We start from the raw sequence: 15,813 nt of genomic DNA on the forward strand, positions 1-15,813 counted from the left end.
GTCCTATAACTAACCAACCAGGTTACTCCACCCAGCGCCCCAGCATAGTTTGCCCAGCGTAACCAACCAGGTTATTCCACCCAGCGCCCCAGCATAGTTTGCCCAACGCGCAGCCGTCAGTCTATCACCCAACCAACCAACCACCCACCCAACCAACCAGTCTTGCTCCGAGCAACAGCCAGCAGAAAATACCTGCAAAAGTGCAGGTATTCCGCCTGAAATATTCCATTTGAACGAAAAACCTGCAAAAGTGCAGGTTTAATGAACGAAACAGCAAGAAAGGGCCGATTGTAGTCTAAAAAGATGTATATTCGCAGGTATTTTCAGATGAGAGAACGAACCGCTGGAAATACCTGCACTTTTGCAGGTTTGCTGGAGGTGAGCCGACGTTACAGCAAAAAAATAGAAGTAGTTACTCCACCCAGCGCCCCAGCGTAGTTTGCCCAACGCGCAGCCGTCAGTCCTATCACTAAGCAACCAGTTACTTCACCCCGCGCCTCAACCTAGCACCATCCTACGTGCAACAGTCACTCTACACCGAACCAACGCAATTTCTTCGCTTCTGGGCTACTATCCTACCTTTACCAGCTATCATCTATAAGCGCTGCAAGACATGGGGCTGAGGCTGATAGCGGACAATATGTTTGCCTTCCGCTCCGCTCACCGGAGAGAACCAACCATCTGCACAGAGCGACTGCAAGCTTCTCACTGCCGTTCGGTGGTTGATGCCCAGATGCTGTTCTACATCAAGAGGCCGCAGGGGACGGGCAAGCAGACAAGCCAGCCGAACGATTTCTTTTTTAATCACGTCAGGCAGCGGCAGCGGGGAGGACTCGGGAAGGTAGCGTGCAATCAGCAGCCGGAGCAATGTGATACAGACCTCAGGACGGCTAGCGACATCGTCATAAGCAAAAGAAATCACCTGGTAGCCCATCGCGGCCAGGAAGCTCTCGCGGTTCAGCTCGTTGCAATATTTCTGCCGATCCATGTTGCGGACATGAGGACCAAATCCCTTGATCTCAATGATTAGCCGAGTGTAGGGGGTGAGCCAAGCAAAATCGCAGAAATAAGACAGTCCGCGCCAATCCACCACCTCATATTCAGGGTGCAGTTCCTCAAAATGTCCACGCAGCGGCCACCACACCTGCCGGCAGAATAGCTGCTCCGCTTCACGATGCCCCCGCTCCAGCCGCCTTTTCGTTCTCCAGTTCTTGCCCCGATATGCTTCTCCAGAAATGCGGCATGCGCTTCTTCAACATTCATAACTCCCAGCTCCTTCTGCATCAAAAAACGCCCCGGCCCATTCATCAGAATGGACCGGGACGTTCTTCGTCTCGTTAAGCTGATTATAAAATATAATCAGCTGCATGCCTAGAGGTTTTCCGAGAAGTCATATTTCATATAATGCTCCAGAGGTGATTCTGCAGAGAATTAGGCTCTTCCATTCGTAGGCACAAGCCGCTTTTTCTCCTAGTATTCTCAATAGGAGTGCTCCAAATATTGGGTTTAGACAACGTTAGCGGCTGACTTACCTGCGAAATAAAAGAGTGGAAGTAAAAGCTTTACTCTCGACCGGTGGCTTCAGCACAAGCTGGCTATTTGCTGCCGGCCTGCCAGTTCAGGTTCCAGCCGTATTGCTTGTCCAGATCCCGGTGTCCGCCGAAATACTCCACCAGCCGTTCCACACTGAGCGTCTGATCGTTCACATTGGTGAACATGGCTACGGCACACATACCTTTGTTGTTATTGTGCTCATCAAGCCGGACCTCAATGTCCGGTCCGCCCTGCTGCTTGATCGTGACGATCCCGTCGGCCTGCGACCAGTTCGTGATGCCTTCATAGATGAAGGCGAAGATCACGATCCGTTTGATCTCGGAGAGCTGGCGGCTGTTAATCCGCAGGTTCTCTCCAGTGCTGACCGAGCCGGTGCGGTCGTCGCCATCTAAGGAGATATAAGGCGGCCGATTTAGCTCGCCGAAGGATTCCCCCAATGCCTGGACTGAGCCTTTCATGCCGTTCTTCAGTTCAAACAGGCAGCCCAGATCCAGATCGATGCCTTTGCTGCCGAACCAGCCAGATGACTTGGACTGGTTCCAGTTCAGGTTGACCACGATCTCGCCGCTGGACCCGGCGCCTTTGAGAAGATTGATGCTGTCGCCGCGTTTTTTGAGCGTGATCTTGTTCAGGTTGACGGGAGCACCCGAAGGAGTAGGCCGCCCGGCATCGCCCGCCGGAGGTACCGCGTCCGGCGCAGGCTTCGGCCGGGAGCGCAGCTCCGGCAGCGGCATCGGCTGCGGCGCCGGAGGAGCAGGCCGCCCGGCATCGCCCGCCGGAGGTACCGCGTCCGGCGCAGGCTTCGGCCGGGAGCGCAGCTCCGGCAGCGGCATCGGCTGCGGCGCCGGAGGAGCAGGCCGCCCGTCATCTCCCGCCGGAGGTACCGCGTCCGGCGCTGGCTTCGGCCGGGAGCGCAGCTCCGGCAGCAGCATCGGCTGCGGCGCCGGAGGAGCAGGCTGCCCAGCATCGCCCGCCGGAGGTACCGCGTCCGGCGCAGGCTTCGGCCGGGAGCGCAGCTCCGGCAGCGGCATCGGCTGCGGCGCCGGAGGAGCAGGCTGCCCAGCATCGCCCGCTGGAGGTACCGCGTCCGGCGCAGGCTTCGGCCGGGAGCGCAGCTCCGGCAGCGGCATCGGCTGCGGCTGCGGAGTCCCATTCGAAGCAGCCGCTCCTCCCGCACTAGCATCCGGGCTCGTTCCCGCACCCGCCCCTGCATCAGCACCCGCTTCTGCAATGGCACTCGCCCCTGCAATGGCACCCGCCCCTGCATCAGCACCCGCCCCTGCATCAGCACTCGCCCCTGCATCAGCACCCGCCCCTGCATCAGCACTCGCCCCTGCATCAGCACTCGCCCCTGCAATGGCACTCGCCCCTGCAATGGCACCCGCCCCTGCATCAGCACTCGCCCCTGCATTGGCATTCGCCCCTGCATCAGCACTCGCCCCTGCAATGGCACTCGCCCCTGCATCAGCACTCGCCCCTGCAATGGCACTCGCCCCTGCAATGGCACCCGCCCCTGCATTGGCTCCTGCGCTAGCATCCGAACTCCCCCCGGCCCCGCCGCTAACCTCAAGGCCATAGCTGGCACAGAGCGCGGCCAGCCCGCCGGCGTAGCCGGAGCCGATAGCCCCGAACTTCCAGTCCTGCTGGTAGCGGTACAGTTCTCCAGCCACGATAGCGGTTTCCACCGTAAAAGCCTTTCCGATATCGTAACGCACCAGTTCTGTACCCGCCGCAGGATCGATGATCCGGATATAGGCGCCGTCCAGCAGCGAGAAGTTCTGCTGACGTTGCTCGCCTTCATAGATCGTGAGCGCAAAAGCGATCCGCTCATAAACGGCAGAAACCGCGCCAAGCTCAATCACGAGCTGGGCCTGATCGCTAATTCCTGAATAGGCCTGGGGGGAGGACTGGACTACAGTCACCGAACGGTCAACCGAGGACGGATTGCCGTAGAAGATCAGATCCTCATCCCGACTGGCCTTCTGCGTGCCTCCCAGCATAAATGCCGAGAAATCAACCTCAACTGCTGCATTCGAATGGTTCCAGCCCATCCCGGCAATGACGCGGGTAAGCTGAGGGGCGTTTCTGGTCACATCGGCCTTCTGTCCCTTGATTAATGAAATCGTCATGATTACCAGCCTCTCAATAAGATAATGAAGATGATGCCGTTGCCGCTATATCTTAGTTTTCCTGCCTTGGTGGATCACCAGCGTCTGCCGCCGCCTGTATCCAGATTGGGACCGTTCAACTGGGTCAGCTTGTCCGCAGTCTGCTCATAGATCTTCACTATTTCCTGCACCTTGCGGAATTCGGGGTCCGAAGGACCGAGATCATCCATAAACATCCGCTGCAAAATATCTTTATAAAAGGAGCAGCGCTCTTTAACCTGGCTGGCTTCAAAATCGATGATCTCTTCAAGGGTATGCCCCTGCACGAAGTCCATCAGATCATCGGCTGGCTCCGGATCTTCCTCATACGCGCCCCGTTCATTGCGCACAGCTATCGGGGAATTCATGCTGTCCAGCTCCACGGAGGAGCGGATGTTGGAGAAAAGAATATTTTCTTTGGCGAGCATGACCTGGAAGGCTTTGTGCTTGAACAGCTCCTGCACGACGAGCAGGCACATGGCCTGGTTGCCGATCAGAATACCGTCGAACGGGTGAAGAATCCACAGGCCGTCGCTGCGGAACAGATTGAAGGTGAAATATTCTCCGCCATACTCATATTTAAGATTGATGGTTGACTCTGATGTCACTTCGTATTTAAAAACGTCCATTCCTCTACCTCCTAAGCTGCAATTCTCTCAGATAATAATAGCATATCGAACGTGAACTTAAGAATGTCACATGCGAAGTGGCGGGAAGCCCTATGTATCAGACTTTCTGCCCACTCTATGGCTTCATTCTTCAGTTCATCTTATACAGCATAATAGGATCGCCGAATCTGACAGTCTGGAAGGGACAACTTCGGAGGTTGACATCCGGTCGAAGGCGATTTATGATCCAGTCAAAGTTTGCCTTAAGGAGGAGTATCTATGGAGGAAGTGCCGGATCATCTGGATCACGGACTGCAGATCGTATTTGTCGGCTTCAATCCCAGCTTGCTCTCCGGCGAGCTGGGACATCATTACGCTAACCTGCGCAACAACTTCTGGAGAATTCTGCACCAATCAGGGCTGACGCCGCGATTGTATGAGGCTGCAGAGGATGGCGAGTTGTTGAAGCTGGGCTATGGCTTCACGAATATCGTCTCCCGGCCGACGCGGGGGGCGGAGGATATTACACGTGAGGAGTATAATGAGGGACGTGAACTGCTCCGTGGGAAGCTGGAGCAATACCGCCCGGAGATCACTTGCTTCGTGGGCAAAGGCGTGTATACCGAATTCAGCCGCAGGAAGCAGGCGGATTGGGGGTTTCAGGAGTCTTCCGATCCGGTGGTGGATGGGGTTAAAGAGTTCGTCGCACCGTCCTCCAGCGGGCTGGTGCGGATGCCGATGCCGCGCATCGTGGGGATTTACCGCGAGCTGTCTGATTATATCCGGGAGCATATGCCGCTGTCCTGAATGGAAATTTATTTGCAAATACGGTTACTACTTAGGTCCAGTGAGGCATGATAGGGAAATTCTACCGCTAGTTGGATGAAAGCTGGGGGGGAATCCGCTCCGAAAAGCCCTGGATAGACAAATTAGTGGTAACTTTTCCCTATAGGCAACGAGAATCGCACAAAAGCCAGCAGTTAACGGTAGTTTTCCCCATAGCATCTCTGTTTCCCTACTCCGAAGCTCAAACCTACTGGAAGAAGGCTGGAGTCCTAAGTAGTAACCAGATTTGCACTTAGACGCCTGCTTATGAACTCGGCTAGTTTCGCTGAAGATTCTCACAATAGCTATCTAAATCTTCTCACGGACCGAAGCAGCTACTATATTACACAACAAAAGCCGCCTTTCTCCGTTAGTTGAGAATGGCGGCTTTTGTTGTGTAAAGGCAGCCTTAGGGCTGTTGAATCAGGTCTGGATCAGCAGCAGAATGATCGAAGACAAGGACAGGCAGAGGCTGATCAGGCAGAGTACGGCTACGACCTGCTTCTGATTCAGGCCAGCGCGTAGCAGGCGGTAATGCACCTGGGTGGCATCGGCCTGATAGATCGACTTGCCCTGCACGAATCTGCGGATCACGACGAAGATATTGTCGAAGATCGGCACGCCCAGTGCCAGGATCGGGATGAACAGCGATAGCACGGTAGCTTGCTTGAAGGCTCCGTCCAGTGCGATTACGGCCAGAATGAAGCCGAGGAATGTGGCGCCCGCGTCGCCCATGAATATTTTGGCAGGCGGCTTGTTATAACGCAGATAGGCAATGGTGACTCCGACCAGCGAAATGGCCATGATCGCCGAAGCCGATTGCCCTTTGGCCAGAGCGACCACGAACAGCGTAACCGCAGAGATGGCGGTCAGCCCGCCTGCCAGCCCGTCCATACCGTCCGAGAAATTGATAACCGTCGTCACGCCGAAGATCCAGATAATCGTCAGCAGAAAGGACAGCACCACAGGCAGAATGATATAATCGCCGGAGAACGGATTGTAGAAGCCGGTAAAAGCATTGCCGGACAGATAGACCAGAATGGCCGCGCTCACCTGCACCACCAGCTTGGGCAAGGCCGGAAAGTCCTTGCCTTTGGTTTTGTACCAGTCATCTACCGTGCCAATGGTTAGCAGCAGCACACCACCCGCGAACAAGGCTACCGTCTCCATGGAGAAGTCGCGTGCGAACAGCAGGTAGGTAATGAAGAAGCCAAGAAAGATGGCATAGCTGGCTGTAAGGGGAATGGGTTCTCTATGTATTTTGCGTTCCACATCCTGCCGGGGCTTGTCCACGAAATCAAGCCTGAAGGCCAGTCTGCCAAGCGGAGGGATCAACAGATAGACGATAAAAAAAGACACCAAAAACGAAAAAACATATAAAATGACACTCACCACCGTAGGTTAGAATTTCAAAGCCTGTTTGATCGAAGTATATCCTATAAGATAAGATATTGTCGATGATCTTATTGATAGACTGTGGCAGCTGAAAGGAGTCGCAATGAAATACGAAATCATTTTATTTGATGCCGATGATACTCTGTTTGACTATGGATTGGCTGAAAGCCGGGCGCTGGCCGGAGTGTTTACCCATTTTGGCATGCCCACCGGGGCAGAGGATTATGCAGCAAGCTACCAACAAATTAATCAGGCACTGTGGCGGGATCTGGAGCTGGGCAGAATCAGCTCGCCTGCGCTGCGGGTGGAGCGCTTCAATCGGCTGTTCACCGCTCACGGGCTGAGCCATGATCCGCAGGAGTTCAGCGAGACCTACCTGCGTCTGCTTGGAGAGGGCACCTACCTGATCCAGGGAGCCGTAGAGCTATGCGCAGAGCTTGGAGACTGCAGGCTGGCGATTATCACGAACGGGATTAAGGATGTGCAGAATGCTAGAATCGGCAACTCGCGCTTAAGCGGAGTGTTTGAGCAGATTGTGATTTCCGAGGAAGCGGGCAGCCAGAAGCCGGAGCGGGGGATTTTTGATTATGCCTTTGCCAGACTTGGGATTTCGGAAGCGGATAAACGGCAGGTGCTTATCGTGGGCGATTCCCTGACCTCGGACATTCAAGGCGGAATTAATTACGGCATTGACACCTGCTGGTTCAACCCGCTGGGCAAGAAGAACGAAACCGGTCTTATGCCGCAATACGAAATTCGTAGTCTCGCAGAGCTGTTGAAAATTGTCAATTGAGCGCCTTCTTGGGAACTTCCTTTTGCCAAATTAGATTAGAATGTGCTCCCAGTGGTATGTATATTAAGAGACTATATAAGATGAACTTAAGAATGGAGTAGTGGAGTTGCCAGAGACCTGGTGCATAGGGCTCGCTGGCAACTCCGTATTGTAACATTCTTAAGTTCACATTCTATAATTCTAAACAGCGGAGGGAATACTATTGAAAAAGAAGTGGCTGATTGCAGCTGTCGTTTCCGGTATGGCCGTTACGGGTTCGGCCGGCGTGTACGCAGGAGCTAAACTGGAACAGATTAAAGCTTATCTGAATCACAGCATAGGTGTAGTGGTGGATGGTACACCCTATTGGATGAAAGACGGCAACGGCAAAACCTTGACTCCAATTACATACAATGGATTGACCTATTTGCCGATCCGTTCTGTGGCGGGTGCGCTGGACGTGCCAATCGTATATGATGCGGCCAATTACAAGGTCAGAATAGGGACGGGCGCGAATGTCGTAACACCTCCGGCAACCACGAATCCGGGCAACAGCGATGGAGGAACTCCTGTCATCAGCACGATGCGGCCGGAGAATATGCCTCAGGATTTCCCGATTCCTGCGGATGCAGTTATAGCAACGACCCTAGATACGGAAGTCGATGGACTGAAGAAGGCAGCCTTCAGCTACTCTTCACAGGAATCGCTGGAGACGATGGGTTTCGTATACGGCGAGTATGCGCGGATCAAACGGCTGGAGAATGCCTCGCAGGTGGTTAGTGCCACAACGCTTAACATCACCGGAAGACTGGGCGGCATCAATCCGTTGTCGATTACAGGCTCAGTCTCCACAACACGTCCCGGCTACTACAATTATACGGTTACCTGGTCAGAAGCCGAATAGACGGAAGTTGAACCAGCAAGAGGTTATCCATGGCAGGCTCTTGTTGCTGCAGGGTAACCTTTTTTCTCGAAATATAAGAATTTATATGTTCCACGTCTTAATTTATCCTTCTATTTCTCGAAGAAACGGAAGCCGCCTCTTTCAGAGGAAGGCGAAGCCGTTTCTTCTTGTTATGTACACATGAGCAATGAAGTATAATTATCCTAATCCATCTAACACAAGGAGCAAGATGCTATGTATACGCAGGAAGATTTGATGAGACAACTGGGGGAGCTGGGAATTAAACCGGACGGGACATTGCTGGTGCATTCTTCCTTCAAAAGCATGGGGTTGGTCCAAGGCGGCCCGGATACGGTGCTGGATGCGCTCAGCTTGTATATGAAGGACGGTCTGCTGGTGCTGCCGACACACACCTGGAGGTACATAAGAGCGGGCAACCCGCGATTCTCTGTGCTGGAATCGCCCTGCTGTGTCGGCATTCTGCCGGAGCTGTTCCGTAAACGGGAGGGAGTGATCCGCTCGTGGCATCCCACCCACTCCGTAGCTGCACTGGGCGCAGATGCGGAGGCTTTCACGCGGGGCGACGAACGGTGGGACACGCCTTGCGCACGCGGCTCGGCATGGGGCCGGCTGCTGGACCGCAAGGCGCAGATTCTGCTGGTGGGCGTCGATTTGCGGCGGAATACCTTCATCCACGGCATTGAGGAGTGGGAGGATATCCCCGGCAGATTGTCGGAGGAGCCGGAGCGGCTCTTCACCATAACCCCTGACGGCGAAGAACTCGTCGTGCCTTCCTTCAGGCATTGCGGCCTCTCCTGGTCTGAGCATTTCTGGAAGGTGGAGGGGGTGCTGGAATCCGCTGGTGCTCTCTATAAAGGCAGGTTCGGCATGGCGGAGGCACGCGTATGCGGAGCGGCAGAGACGGCTGCTGTGCTGGGCCCGATGCTCCGGCAGAATCCGCAGCTGTTCTCGGACAATGAGCCGCTGCCGGGGACGGAAGGCTTGATTTAGAACAGAGCTGAAGAATAACCAATGAAGGCCGCGCCCTCCAGTAACCATCGCTTAACTTTCAGATGATTGCGGACTCAGGAGCCCCTATATGCTGTAAACAGGCTGTTTTGCAGGATTAGCGGACTCAGGGGCTCTTATTCCAGCGAAACACCTCTGTTTGTGGCCTGTGTTGACGATATAGCGGCTATACAGTCCGCATGACTCAAAAAAAACGCCGGAATGAGGAAATAGCGGCTATGGGAGGACACAAGTAGGGTGGGTTACCTAAAGTTCAAGTGGGAGAGTGTTCTTGGGTTGAATGGGAGAGATACGGAATAATATTCCTTTATTTATTGATTGGCAGGCGCAGCTCTGAAGACGGCGGATACCGGGGTGTGGGAGGCCGCAGGCCGATGGCAAGGCAACTGCAAGACCGGGTGCAAGCGAAGCTAGCGGCTTCGCCCGGGGTGCGGCGCTGCCTGCCTGACGCCGCTGGCCTGCACACTCCTTAAGACCGGCTCCGCTGCCGCCTCCGGGAGAACTCCCGCCTTACAGGGTCAACTTAAGGAATGGAGGCTGCCATGTTTAACAAAATCACAATTACCTCGGAAGAACGGGGACTGCTGTTTAAAGACGGAAGCTATAGTAAATATCTGAAGCCGGGCACCTACCGGCTGTCTCCTTTTGGCGAACAGTCCATACATAAGCTGAAGCTGCGTGAACCTTTTATGGTACCCGGCAAGGACCTGGATCTCTTTCTGCTGGACGAAGAGCTGCGTGGGGATCTGCAGGTAGTAAGTGTCGCAGACAATGAATATGTGCTGCTCTATGAGGATGGAAGATTCCAAGGGCTCTTGACTCCAGGGAAATATGCCTTCTGGACGGCGCTCAAGAATCACCAGTTCGTGTCGGCCGATATCCGGCAGCCCGAGCTTCCCGAAGGGGTCAACCGGGCATTGCTGGGCCATCTGGTCCAATATGTGCAGAGCTTCGAGGTAGCATATTACGAAGTCGGCGTTCTCTATTACAACAATGTGCTGCAGCGTGAGCTTGCGCCTGGCAGATATGATTTCTGGCGGGGGCCTGTTAAGGTAGCTGTGAAGACAGTCGATCTGCGCCAGCAGCAGCTGGATATGACCGGCCAGGAGATGCTCACCGAAGACAAGGTCAGCCTGCGGCTGAACTTTGTAGGCCAATATTCGATTGTCAGTCCGCTGCGCATGCTGCAGATCAAATCGCTGGAAGAACAGATATATATCAGCCTGCAGCTGGCGCTGCGCGAATATGTCGGCAGCCTGAAGCTGGATGAATTGCTGCGGATGAAGCAGGAGGTCGGCACGTTTGTGCTGGAGCGTCTGCGGCAGCAGAGCGAGAGCTACGGCGTCGAATTCCACTCGGCTGGAGTGAAGGACATTATTCTGCCGGGCGAGGTCAAGGACATTCTGAACACCGTCCTGCTGGCTGAGAAAAAAGCGCAAGCCAACCTCATCACCCGCCGCGAAGAAACGGCGTCCACCCGCAGCCTGCTCAATACCGCCAAGCTGATGGATGAGAACCAGACGCTCTACCGCTTGAAGGAGCTGGAGTTCCTGGAGAAGATCAGCGAGAAAATCGGGAATGTCTCGCTGGTCGGCGGAGGTACGTTGTCGGAGCGGCTAGGCCAGCTGCTGATCGACGGTGGAGGGAAGAAGGAAGCCTAATTCCGGCTTCCTTCTTTCCTATTCTGGCTAGTCCCTATCAATCTATGGTATATTATTCTCACATAAAACATAGTAAGGAGATTGGAAATGGAAAAAACATTGGTGTTTGGTCACAAAAATCCGGATACGGATACAATTTGTTCAGCAATTGCTTATGCGGCACTCAAAAATGAACTGGGCTGGGATGCCGAGCCGATCCGTCTGGGCGCAGTCAGCGGCGAAACGCAATTTGCGCTGGATCATTTCGGAGTGGAAGCTCCCCGCCTGCTGGAATATGTAGCTGGTGAAGCGAAGCAGGTCATTCTCGTTGACCATAATGAGAGCCAGCAGAGTGCTAACGATATCGATCAGGTGCGTGTGGTTGAAGTGGTTGACCATCACCGGATCGCCAATTTCCAGACCGCCCATCCCCTGTACTATCGTGCAGAGCCGGTTGGATGTACGGCTACGATTCTGAACAAGCTCTACAAAGAGAACGGCGTAGCCATCCCGAAGGCCATTGCCGGACTAATGCTGTCAGCCATCATTTCCGATTCTCTGCTGTTTAAGTCCCCTACCTGCACCGCTGAAGATGTGGCTGCTGCTGAAGAGCTGGCTCAGATTGCCGGTGTAGATGCACAGAGCTACGGCCTGGAGCTGCTGAAGGCTGGTGCCGATCTCAGCGACAAGACGATTGCCCAGCTGGTTTCCCTGGACGCCAAAGAGTTCAAGATGGGGGATTATAAGGTGGAGATCGCTCAGGTGAACGCGGTTGATATCAATGATGTACTTTCCCGCCAAGGCGAGCTGGAAGCCGCACTGACTTCTATCATTGACGAGAAGGGTCTGGATCTGTTCCTGTTCGTGGTAACGGACATTCTGAACAACGATTCGACCGGACTGGCGCTTGGCCGTGTGGCCGGAGCGGTTGAGCAGGCTTACAACGTCAAGCTTGATGACAACAAAGCCTTGCTCAAAGGTGTAGTCTCCCGCAAATCGCAGATTGTTCCTGTACTTACCGAGACTATCGCCAAGCTGTAAGATTGGAATATGCTGCTCATAATCATACCAAGCCCTGCTCACTTCCTTAACTGGATGGGCAGGTTTTTTTAAAAATATAACAATTTATATGTGGCTCAACCTAAAAATTAGCGGTTGATATTTTCATCCTAATAAGCGTTGCCGATTGTATTCGATTAAAATCCCAACCAGCTTTGACGATGTTCAGGAGAAGGGGTTACACATGTTTTTGATGCAGCAGAAAGCGAGCCTGTACGAACTGCTAGTACGGCTGTACTTGAAGGAGAAGCAGGCAGCTGCCAATACTTTTTGATTGGGAATGCAGTGTCTCCTGCAGATAGAATATGTTCTCTTATACTGTGCCACAACACCATTTACGGCGCTACTAATTCCTAAAATAAAAAAACCGCATTTCTGCGGTCTTTTCACGTCTAAATACAATCATTGTTCTATTCTTAAGACCATGATTTTATTAGTTCCATTCTCTACAATAATGGAACTATTTTTTGTTAGCTCGGTTGTTCCATCATATTTATACATAAATTCTCTGATATCATAAATGTAATCGAATACAAATTCCCCTTCATTCACAAAAATAATTCTACGTTTAATATCAGTTTCTAACCTATCTAAATTACATTTAACCCCAACAATCCTATCTAGAGCTTCTTCATCGAGAAAAGGATCCTTGATTATAAAAGCCTTATCCCAAACAAAAGGAGTAATATCAGCGAATTTAGCTGTACTATTTTCATTCTTTAATTTAACAATATTTTGCTCAATAATTTTTGTGCTGTTACTAGTATTTTCGTTAGTTGTAAGCAAGAAGGCCAAATATCCTATAGAAATTAGTCCGACTAATACAGCTAATATCAGTATGTTTTTTTTCATATGCCTCCTCCTATCAAAATTCTAGTAGTTAAGTGTAACATTTTTGCTTGAACTCTGTTTGCTAGATCTGTGTTCGTCACAGCAAAAGGAATTTCATACCAGCTCACACAATCTCTACCCTTTTGATTATTATGCAAGTCCATTTGTTTATGCTGTAAACCGTTATATCCATTCCAAGTCGTTGCGCTTAATTCAGCATTCGTTAATCCGACATCTTCATGAGCAGATGCAAATTGTTCCGCCATCACTTTAGTAATATTTAAAGCCATTATTGCGTTCCATAAAGCATGTCTAAATGCATTACCCTTGTCTCCATCTGTCCAGCCTGGATAACGAACACTCGTAATCTCATCTGTGTTATTTTTCGCTGCATTCACGATTAATGCTTCAGCTGGATAGCCAGCAACTAACCACTTTTCAGCAGTTGTTAAAGAGTTCCAACCTGAACTAGATTGACCTCTAGCTTGTACTATACTATCTTCTACTGGAAATACAAGTTCAACAATTTCCTCAGGGCTGAGTTGAGGATTAGCTTTTTTTAATTCAATTATACTGTAAATAAACTCAATATCACCCTGATTTGTGTATTTAATTAGTTCATCAAAATTCTGAGATGAACCACCATTTGCTTCTAACAGCGCTTTAATCTCATTTTTCTTTATTTCTAGATTTTCATTTGAAGCTACTTCAACAATGCTAGCAAATGAAGTTGAAACAGCTTCTTTTGTTTCGTAAACATTAGCAAATGAAGTTCCTGGAAGTAATAAGGAAACAGACAGAACAGATAGAGTTATAGCCTTGTTCAATGACAGGTTTTTCAATTTCATGACGAATCTTGCGTGACTTATTGCGGCCCTCTCGCTTCACCGATTGTTCGGAACAGCAGATTGGGCAGGGCTGTTTATACGCCACCGGCGAGGCTTCCAATGTACTTCCGTTGCATTAAGGGAGAGAATACTATGCAGTTGCAGCTCTGGTAATCCGAGCATTTCGTTGATATACTGGAGGGGCATCTGTCATTTCCTTTTCTTGTTGTGGGGTAGGACTTACAACAATACAGGAAGTACAGATGTTTTTCCATTTCTATCCTCGTTTTTCAGTTCTTCAATTTTCAACCGCAAATTTTGGTTTTGAGTCTTATAGGTTTCACACAATAACTTATCCTTCTATTTCTCGCTGAAACCATACCGTCCTTATAAAAGGAAAGCCGTTTCCACTTGTTTTCATTGCGTTCAGAAGCTTCCCTGTGCTAAAAATCAAAGTGAAGAAAAACTGCAACCGGTGGAGGGCGAAATGAACATAAAGAAATTTCCATGGAAGAAAAATGTGTTTCGAAGACTGATGCTGTCGTTTATTTGTATTCTGCTGCCGCTCTTTATCCTCAGTATGATTATTTATAACTGGGGCGTTCATACGTTAAAGGCGGAGATTTCTAAGTCCATGAGTTCGCAGGTGTCGCAATATTTCGGCAACCTGGAGCAGGAATTCCGCAGAATCCAGTTGCTGCAGTATGATTGTCTGACCGATGATAATCTGAATGCGCTCGGCTCCATTCCTGAATCGATGAACAACATTGAACGGATGGAGAGCATCCTGAGATTGCAGCAGCGGCTCAATGCGATAAGGAACAGCAGCACTTACATTATTGATGTGTACGCTTACATACCGTCAGTTCAGAAAAAGGTTTCGGCTTTGACCGTTTCTGCATTTAATCAGGAGGAATGGGATGGGCTGAAACTTGCCATGGATTCTCCGGGATCGCAGCTGAGGGATATTAATGACAGGCTCTTTATAAGCGCAGCCTATCCCACGACTTCACCGGGGGGTAGCAGAAAGCCGCTGTTCATCCTCTCTGTTGAATTTTCCAAAAGCAAGTTGAACGAGAACCTCAAGAAGATGGTGAACTCATCCGACGAGCAGCTCATGCTGATTAATCCGGAGTATACGATCTCCACTAATGGCGAAATCAGACCTGATCCCACGATTGCGAACGTTTTGTCCAACCACTCCGAACAGAATTTGGTGAGAACCATTGACTTTGTGAATGCCCGTTATTTGGCGGTATACTCCTATTCCCCGTTTTTTGACGCGGTGCTGAGCAAGTATGTTCCTGTAAGCGCAGTCTTTGCGCCACTGGACAATTTCAAGAACTGGTTCCTGCTGCTGGCAGCGCTGTCCGTGATCATTATTGTCATGTACTCCCTTTACGCTTATAAGTATATCCACAAGCCGCTGCTTAATCTGGTAAAAGCCTTCCGCAGGGTGGAGCATGAGGATTTCGCTGTACGGATCGATCATGATGCGGATGATGAGTTCCGATATATTTATGCCCGCTTCAACAGCATGCTGGAGAATCTGGAGTCTCTGGTTGACCAGGTGTACAAACAGCAGATTCTGACACACCGGGCGGAGCTGAAGCAGCTGCAGTCCCAGATTAACCCTCATTTTTTGTACAACAGCTTTTTTATTCTTAACACCATGGCCCGGCTTGGGGACAATGAGAATCTGGAGCAGTTCACCAACCAGCTTGGCGTCTATTTTCAATTCATCACGCGAAGCCATGCGGAGGAAGTGACCCTTGCCGATGAAGTGAAGCATGCGAAGGTCTACGCGGAGATTCAGTCCACCCGCTTCTCCAACCGCAATCAGGTCGAATTCGGCGAGCTGCCGGAATCCATCCGCGAGGTTATGGTGCCAAGGCTAATTCTGCAGCCGATTATTGAGAACGCGTTCAAACATGGCTTGGAGCAAAGATCGATGAACGGGATGCTGCGGGTCCGGTTTCAGCATATGGCAGATGAGCTGCAAATGATTGTTGAAGACAACGGGAATGAGTTGAGCGAGGAGCAGCTTATTCACTTAAGCCACTCTTTGGCTAGCAATGATGTGGAAACTACCGGAATGCTTAATATTCATCTGCGCATCCGTCTGAAATTCGGTGAAGGCAGCGGATTGCTGCTGGAGCGGAGCGGGCTTGGAGGCTTGAAGACAACGATCCGCATGAACCTTGCGGAGAAGGGGGTATAAC

At 51.3% G+C, this 15,813-nt stretch carries 12 protein-coding genes and 2 pseudogenes; 7 read left to right on the forward strand and 7 right to left on the reverse strand.

Annotation, left to right across the window (positions count from 1 at the left end; all coding sequences use genetic code 11):
* Positions 1-595: 595 nt before the first annotated feature.
* The 4 genes and pseudogenes from B9T62_RS37780 to B9T62_RS37800 all read right to left on the reverse strand — a co-directional run bounded on the left by B9T62_RS37780 (position 596) and on the right by B9T62_RS37800 (position 4,330).
* Positions 596-1,144 carry a DUF559 domain-containing protein gene (locus tag B9T62_RS37780; protein ID WP_342746142.1) on the reverse strand — a complete coding sequence of 183 codons (549 nt, stop codon included), beginning with the start codon at positions 1,142-1,144 and terminating at the stop codon, positions 596-598.
* A gap of 451 nt (positions 1,145-1,595) precedes the next feature.
* Positions 1,596-2,312 (reverse strand): annotated as a pseudogene (locus B9T62_RS41105) (TerD family protein); the annotation flags it as partial.
* 828 nt (positions 2,313-3,140) lie between these two features.
* Positions 3,141-3,683: pseudogene (locus B9T62_RS37795) on the reverse strand (TerD family protein); the annotation flags it as partial.
* Between the two features lie 74 nt (positions 3,684-3,757).
* Positions 3,758-4,330: a hypothetical protein gene (locus B9T62_RS37800; protein ID WP_087919941.1), complete on the reverse strand. Its 573-nt coding sequence runs from the start codon at positions 4,328-4,330 to the stop codon at positions 3,758-3,760.
* Positions 4,331-4,588: 258 nt separating this feature from the next.
* On the opposite strand from B9T62_RS37800, the gene B9T62_RS37805 reads away from it, so the two are divergent.
* Positions 4,589-5,116 (forward strand): mismatch-specific DNA-glycosylase, encoded by a 528-nt coding sequence (locus B9T62_RS37805; protein ID WP_087919942.1) that lies wholly within the window; start codon positions 4,589-4,591, stop codon positions 5,114-5,116.
* Positions 5,117-5,557: 441 nt separating this feature from the next.
* On the opposite strand, the gene B9T62_RS37810 is transcribed toward B9T62_RS37805, so the two are convergent.
* On the reverse strand, positions 5,558-6,496 hold the full coding sequence (locus B9T62_RS37810) for an MraY family glycosyltransferase (RefSeq protein WP_425436626.1): 939 nt from the start codon (positions 6,494-6,496) through the stop codon (positions 5,558-5,560).
* A 136-nt stretch (positions 6,497-6,632) separates the two neighbouring features.
* On the opposite strand from B9T62_RS37810, the gene B9T62_RS37815 reads away from it, so the two are divergent.
* The 5 genes from B9T62_RS37815 (at position 6,633) to B9T62_RS37835 (ending at position 11,915) form a co-directional block, all read left to right on the forward strand.
* Positions 6,633-7,322: a YjjG family noncanonical pyrimidine nucleotidase gene (locus tag B9T62_RS37815; protein WP_087919944.1), complete on the forward strand. Its 690-nt coding sequence runs from the start codon at positions 6,633-6,635 to the stop codon at positions 7,320-7,322.
* Between the two features lie 202 nt (positions 7,323-7,524).
* Complete coding sequence (locus B9T62_RS37820; RefSeq protein WP_087919945.1) at positions 7,525-8,205, forward strand: stalk domain-containing protein; 681 nt, start codon at positions 7,525-7,527, stop codon at positions 8,203-8,205.
* 234 nt (positions 8,206-8,439) lie between these two features.
* The gene (locus tag B9T62_RS37825) at positions 8,440-9,216 is read left to right on the forward strand and encodes an AAC(3) family N-acetyltransferase (protein WP_087919946.1); all 777 of its coding nucleotides are present in this window, start codon (positions 8,440-8,442) and stop codon (positions 9,214-9,216) included.
* A 560-nt stretch (positions 9,217-9,776) separates the two neighbouring features.
* Positions 9,777-10,895, forward strand: coding sequence for a slipin family protein (locus tag B9T62_RS37830; RefSeq protein ID WP_087919947.1), 1,119 nt, complete (start codon positions 9,777-9,779; stop codon positions 10,893-10,895).
* A gap of 87 nt (positions 10,896-10,982) precedes the next feature.
* Positions 10,983-11,915, forward strand: a complete 933-nt coding sequence (locus B9T62_RS37835) for a manganese-dependent inorganic pyrophosphatase (protein ID WP_087919948.1) — start codon at positions 10,983-10,985, stop codon at positions 11,913-11,915.
* Positions 11,916-12,335: 420 nt separating this feature from the next.
* Here the strand turns inward: B9T62_RS37835 and B9T62_RS37840 are convergent, their stop codons facing one another.
* Both B9T62_RS37840 and B9T62_RS37845 read right to left on the reverse strand, forming a co-directional pair.
* Positions 12,336-12,785 carry a hypothetical protein gene (locus tag B9T62_RS37840; protein ID WP_087919949.1) on the reverse strand — a complete coding sequence of 150 codons (450 nt, stop codon included), beginning with the start codon at positions 12,783-12,785 and terminating at the stop codon, positions 12,336-12,338.
* Complete coding sequence (locus tag B9T62_RS37845; protein ID WP_087919950.1) at positions 12,782-13,612, reverse strand: DUF6973 domain-containing protein; 831 nt, start codon at positions 13,610-13,612, stop codon at positions 12,782-12,784. Before B9T62_RS37845 ends, B9T62_RS37840 begins: the two co-directional genes overlap by 4 nt.
* A 466-nt stretch (positions 13,613-14,078) precedes the next feature.
* Here B9T62_RS37845 and B9T62_RS37850 point away from each other — a divergent pair, with 466 nt between their 5' ends.
* Positions 14,079-15,812: a sensor histidine kinase gene (locus B9T62_RS37850; RefSeq protein WP_087919951.1), complete on the forward strand. Its 1,734-nt coding sequence runs from the start codon at positions 14,079-14,081 to the stop codon at positions 15,810-15,812.
* Position 15,813 lies beyond the last annotated feature (1 nt).

Source organism: Paenibacillus donghaensis (assembly GCF_002192415.1).
GTDB lineage: Bacteria > Bacillota > Bacilli > Paenibacillales > Paenibacillaceae > Paenibacillus_AQ > Paenibacillus_AQ donghaensis.

Excerpts from the sequence above, each read along its gene's own strand:
- B9T62_RS37800 (WP_087919941.1), bottom strand. The coding sequence starts at position 4,330 with ATGGACGTTTTTAAATACGAAGTGACATCAGAGTCAACCATCAATCTT.
- B9T62_RS37805 (WP_087919942.1), top strand. The coding sequence starts at position 4,589 with ATGGAGGAAGTGCCGGATCATCTGGATCACGGACTGCAGATCGTATTT.
- B9T62_RS37815 (WP_087919944.1), top strand. The coding sequence starts at position 6,633 with ATGAAATACGAAATCATTTTATTTGATGCCGATGATACTCTGTTTGAC.
- B9T62_RS37825 (WP_087919946.1), top strand. The coding sequence starts at position 8,440 with ATGTATACGCAGGAAGATTTGATGAGACAACTGGGGGAGCTGGGAATT.
- B9T62_RS37830 (WP_087919947.1), top strand. The coding sequence starts at position 9,777 with ATGTTTAACAAAATCACAATTACCTCGGAAGAACGGGGACTGCTGTTT.
- B9T62_RS37835 (WP_087919948.1), top strand. The coding sequence starts at position 10,983 with ATGGAAAAAACATTGGTGTTTGGTCACAAAAATCCGGATACGGATACA.
- B9T62_RS37840 (WP_087919949.1), bottom strand. The coding sequence starts at position 12,785 with ATGAAAAAAAACATACTGATATTAGCTGTATTAGTCGGACTAATTTCT.
- B9T62_RS37845 (WP_087919950.1), bottom strand. The coding sequence starts at position 13,612 with ATGAAATTGAAAAACCTGTCATTGAACAAGGCTATAACTCTATCTGTT.
- B9T62_RS37850 (WP_087919951.1), top strand. The coding sequence starts at position 14,079 with ATGAACATAAAGAAATTTCCATGGAAGAAAAATGTGTTTCGAAGACTG.